This window comes from Pseudokineococcus marinus (assembly GCF_013004605.1).
Classification (GTDB): Bacteria; Actinomycetota; Actinomycetes; order Actinomycetales; family Quadrisphaeraceae; genus Pseudokineococcus; species Pseudokineococcus marinus.
This window is the reverse complement of sequence record NZ_JABEMA010000271.1, coordinates 1-4,177: the sequence shown is the minus strand read 5'-3', so window position 1 is coordinate 4,177 and position 4,177 is coordinate 1. Positions and strand designations below refer to the sequence as shown.

5 protein-coding genes are annotated in these 4,177 nt (G+C 78.0%); 3 read left to right on the top strand and 2 right to left on the bottom strand.

Annotation, left to right across the window (positions count from 1 at the left end):
• On the top strand, positions 1–619 hold a 619-nt coding region (locus HLB09_RS13820), incomplete at its 5' end, for an ATP-binding protein (RefSeq protein WP_212771083.1).
• A gap of 144 nt (positions 620–763) precedes the next feature.
• Complete coding sequence (locus tag HLB09_RS13815) at positions 764–2,263, top strand: glutamate-cysteine ligase family protein (protein WP_171203926.1); 1,500 nt, start codon at positions 764–766, stop codon at positions 2,261–2,263.
• Positions 2,264–2,276: 13 nt separating this feature from the next.
• Here HLB09_RS13815 and HLB09_RS13810 read toward each other — a convergent pair whose 3' ends face one another.
• Positions 2,277–2,738, bottom strand: coding sequence for a TIGR03618 family F420-dependent PPOX class oxidoreductase (locus HLB09_RS13810; protein WP_171203925.1), 462 nt, complete (start codon positions 2,736–2,738; stop codon positions 2,277–2,279).
• On the opposite strand from HLB09_RS13810, the gene HLB09_RS13805 reads away from it, so the two are divergent.
• Positions 2,737–3,354, top strand: a complete 618-nt coding sequence (locus HLB09_RS13805) for a P-loop NTPase family protein (protein WP_171203924.1) — start codon at positions 2,737–2,739, stop codon at positions 3,352–3,354. The genes HLB09_RS13810 and HLB09_RS13805 overlap by 2 nt on opposite strands.
• Positions 3,355–3,394: 40 nt before the next feature.
• Here the strand turns inward: HLB09_RS13805 and HLB09_RS13800 are convergent, their stop codons facing one another.
• Positions 3,395–4,111: a phosphotransferase gene (locus tag HLB09_RS13800; protein WP_409373010.1), complete on the bottom strand. Its 717-nt coding sequence runs from the start codon at positions 4,109–4,111 to the stop codon at positions 3,395–3,397.
• Positions 4,112–4,177 lie beyond the last annotated feature (66 nt).

Genomic DNA, 4,177 nt, shown 5'->3' with positions numbered 1-4,177 from the left:
GGCGCAGCGGCTGCAGGACGCCGACGGCCGCCTGCGCCGGCTCGAGGACGAGGTGGGCGCGCTCGCCGCGGTGCTCGAGGACCGCGGCGGCGCCGGTCTGGTCGAGCAGCTGGCCGAGGCGCGCGCGGAGCACGACCGGCTGCAGCGCGAGCAGGTCGCCCGCGACCGGCGCGCGACGGCGGCGCGCACCCTCCACCTCGCGCTGCAGGAGGCGCGCTCGCGGGCCCACGAGGCCTACGTGCAGCCGCTGCGCGCGCAGCTCGAGCGCCTGGCCGCGCCCGTCTTCGGGGCCGACGTGCAGGTCGAGGTCGGGGCGGACCTGCGGGTCGCCTCCCGGACGCTCGGCGGCACGACCGTCCCCTTCGACCAGCTCTCCGGCGGGGCGCGCGAGCAGCTCGCCGTCCTCGGGCGGCTGGCCTGCGCCGTCCTCGTCAGCGGAGGCGCGGGGGTGCCCGTGCTGCTCGACGACGCGCTCGGCTACTCCGACCCGGAGCGCCTGGACGGCATGGCCCGCGCGCTGGCCGCCGCGGGGGACTCGTGCCAGGTCGTCGTCCTCACCTGCGTGCCGGAGCGCTACCGCCTCGTCGCGGGCGCCCGCACGGAGCGCCTGCGCGGCTGACGCCGACGCCTGCCGGTCGGGCGCCGACGGGTGGTCCGCGCTCGCGCGCCGGTGGCGCAGGTGGTCGGATCGCCGCAGGGGCACAGGTGGTCGGATCGCCGCAGGGGCACAGGTGCGGCGAGAGCGCGGAGAGGGGTGGGGCAGGTGGGTGACGAGGTCTCGGGCACCGTGACGACCCCCGAGGGGCGCCGCCGGTACCGCGAGCGGCTGCGCAGCCAGCTCGGCGTGCTGCGGCGCCTGCTCGACGACGGCGCGTTCACGACCGACGACACGATGACGGGCATGGAGGTCGAGCTCGCGCTCGTCGACCCCGCCGCCCGCCCGTCCCGCGCGAACCGCGACGTGCTGAGGACGCTGGCCGACCCGGACGTCACGACGGAGCTCGGGTCTCACACCATCGAGGTCAACGTGCCGCCGGCCCGCATGCAGCGGGACGGCGCCGTGGCCCTCGAGGAGGACCTGCGCGCCCGGATGGAGGCCGCCGACGCGGCCGCCCGCGCCCACGGCGCGCGCGTCGTCATGATCGGCATCGTCCCGACGCTGCTGCCGGAGGACCAGCGCGAGGGGTGGATGACGCGCTCGCCCCGCTACCGGGCGCTCGACGAGGCGGTGCGCGCGCAGCGCGGCGAGGACCTGCTCCTCGACATCCGCGGCGAGGACGAGCGGCTCCTGGCCCACTCGCCGTCGATCGCCCCCGAGGCGGCCTGCACCTCGGTCCAGCTGCACCTGCAGGCCTCGCCCGAGGACTTCGCCGCGGTCCACAACGCCGCCCAGCTGCTCGCGGGGCCGCAGGTCGCCCTGGCGGCCAACTCGCCCTTCTACGCCGGCCGGCGGCTGTGGGACGAGTCCCGCCTGCCCGTCTTCGCGCAGGCCACCGACTCGCGCCCCCCGGAGCTCGCGGCCCAGGGCGTGCGCGAGCGCGTGCTGCTCGGCCACGAGTGGACGTCGTCGGCGTACGCCCTCTTCGAGGACTCCGTCCTGCACTACCCGCCGCTGCTGCCCGAGCTGGCCGAGGAGGACGCCCTGCGCGTGTTCGCGCGCGGCGGCGTCCCGCGGCTGGCCGAGCTGAAGATGCAGAACGGCACCGTGTGGCGCTGGAACCGACCCGTCTACGACGTCGTCGACGGCGCCCCGCACCTGCGCGTGGAGAACCGGCTGCTGCCGTCGGGGCCCACCGTGCTCGACATGGCCGCCAACGCGGCCTTCTGGTTCGGGGCCGTGCGCGCGCTCGCCGACCGCGACCGGCGGCCCTGGGAGCGCGGGGCGCTGCCCTTCTCCATCGCGCGGGCCTCGCTGGACGCGGGGGCGCAGCGCGGCCTGCGCAGCACGCTGTGGTGGCCGGACGAGCGCACGGGCCGCGCGGAGGAGCGCGACGCCGCCGACCTCGTCCGCCGGACCCTGCTGCCCCTCGTGCACGAGGGGCTCACGAGCTGGGGCGTGGACCAGGGCGCCATCGACCGGTACCTCGGCGTCCTCGACGAGCGGGCCCGCACCCGGCAGACGGGCGCCCAGTGGCAGCACGACGCCGTGGCCGCCGCGGAGGGCCGCGGCGCCGACCGGCACGAGGCGCTGCACGGGATGCTCACCCGCTACGCCGAGCTCATGCGCGACGGCGGCGCGGTGGGCGGCTGGCCGGCGGGCTGACGCTCCTGCCGGCCTACCCGAGCCGCGCCGGGAAGCCGCCCGTGGCGACGGGGCTCCAGCGCGTGGGCGTGACGCGGATGAGGGCCTTGCCCTGACGGACCATGGCCTCGCGGTACTCGTCCCAGTCGGGGTGCTCGCCGGAGATGGACCGGAAGTAGTCGACGAGCGGCTCGAGGGCCTCGGGCAGCTCGAGGAGCTCGGCGTCGCCGTCCACCTGCATCCAGGGGCCGTCCCAGTCGTCCGACAGGACGACGACGCTGGCGCGGCCGGTCGCCCGGACGTTGCCGGACTTCGCCCGCTCGGGGTAGGTGGAGACGACGAAGCGGCCCTGCTCGTCGACGCCGCAGGAGACCGGCGAGGCCTGCGGGCCGCCGTCGGAGCGCCGGGAGGTGATGAGCAGGACCCGGTGGCGCGGTCGCGCGAACGCGAGCATCTCCTCGCGGGAGACGGTGGTCGAGGTGGCGATCTGCGGCATGGCGGCACCGTACCGAGGCGCCGCCCGCCCCTACCGTCGTCGCGTGCGTGGACCGGGGGAGCCGCTGGCCCGACCTCCGCGGCGGGTCCTCGTCGCGGGCACCTCGGGCGCCGGGAAGACGACGCTCGCGCGGGCCCTGGGCGCCGACCTCGGCGTCCCGCACGTCGAGCTCGACGCCCTGCACCACGGCCCGGGGTGGGTGCCGCGACCGGACTTCCGCGCCGACGTCGAGGCCCTCGCGGCGGGGGACGCGTGGGTCACGGAGTGGCAGTACGGCGCGGTGCGCGACCTGCTCGCCGCCCGCGCCGACCTGGTCGTGTGGCTGGACCTGCCGCGCCACCGCGTCATGCGGCAGGTCGTGCGCCGGACGGTGCGCCGCCGCCTGCGGCGCGAGGTGCTGTGGAACGGGAACGTCGAGCCGCCGCTGCGGACGGTGCTCACCGACCCCGCGAACATCGTCCGGTGGGCCTGGACGAGCCACCACCGCGGCCGCGAGCGCGTCCTCGCCCTCGGCGCGGACCGGCCGGACCTGCCCGTCGTGCGCCTGCCCTCGCACGCGGCGGCGCTGGCGTGGCGGCGCGGACCGCTCGCCGACGTGCTGGGCCGCCCGGCGTGACGGCCGGACCCAGGAGGGGACGTCCGTCGAGGGCACCGGGTCAGGGGCCGGCGTCCCAGAGATCGCGGTAGTAGGCGGTGCGCGCGTCGTCCCGGGCGACCCCGTAGGCCTCGAGCAGCAGGTCCTCGTAGCCGGGGCCGACGTTCCAGGCGGTGCTCCAGGCGGCGACGGCGAGGTCCGCCCAGCGGTCGGCCACCCCGAGCGCGCCGACGTCGACGTGCGCGGCCCAGGTGCCGTCGTCGGTGAGCAGCGTGTTCGGCATGCACGCGTCGCCGTGGGCGACGACGAGCCGGTCGACGGCGGGCGGGTCCCCCAGGCGCTCGCGCACGTCCGGCGCGACGTCCGGTCGCACGCGCGCCAGGCGGTCGGCGACCGACCACGAGAAGGGGCACTCCTCGACCGGCAGCGCGTCGTGCAGCGCCCGCAGCCCGCGGCCGACGGCGGTGACGGCCGCCTCGGGCTCGGCCAGCCACCGCGGGTCCACGGCGCTGCGGCCCGGGACGGTAGCGGTGACGAGGACGTCGCCCTCCTCGTCCGCCGCGACGGCGACGACGGCGGGCACGGGCGTGCGGCCGGCGAGCCACCGCAGGCGCTCGACCTCCGCCGGCAGGTCCAGCGCGGCGGCGCCGCGGGGCGCCCACTTCACGTGCCGGGCCGGCCCGTCGTCCGTCGTCCGCCACGTCGTGCCGTCCGCCTGGTTGCGCCACACCGCCTCCAGGAGGCGGCCGGGCAGCAGCGAGGCGACGAGCCGGGGCACCGGGACCGGCTCCGTCGGGACGGCCGCCACCGGCGGACGGCCGGGAGGACGGGCGGGGGGAGGGAC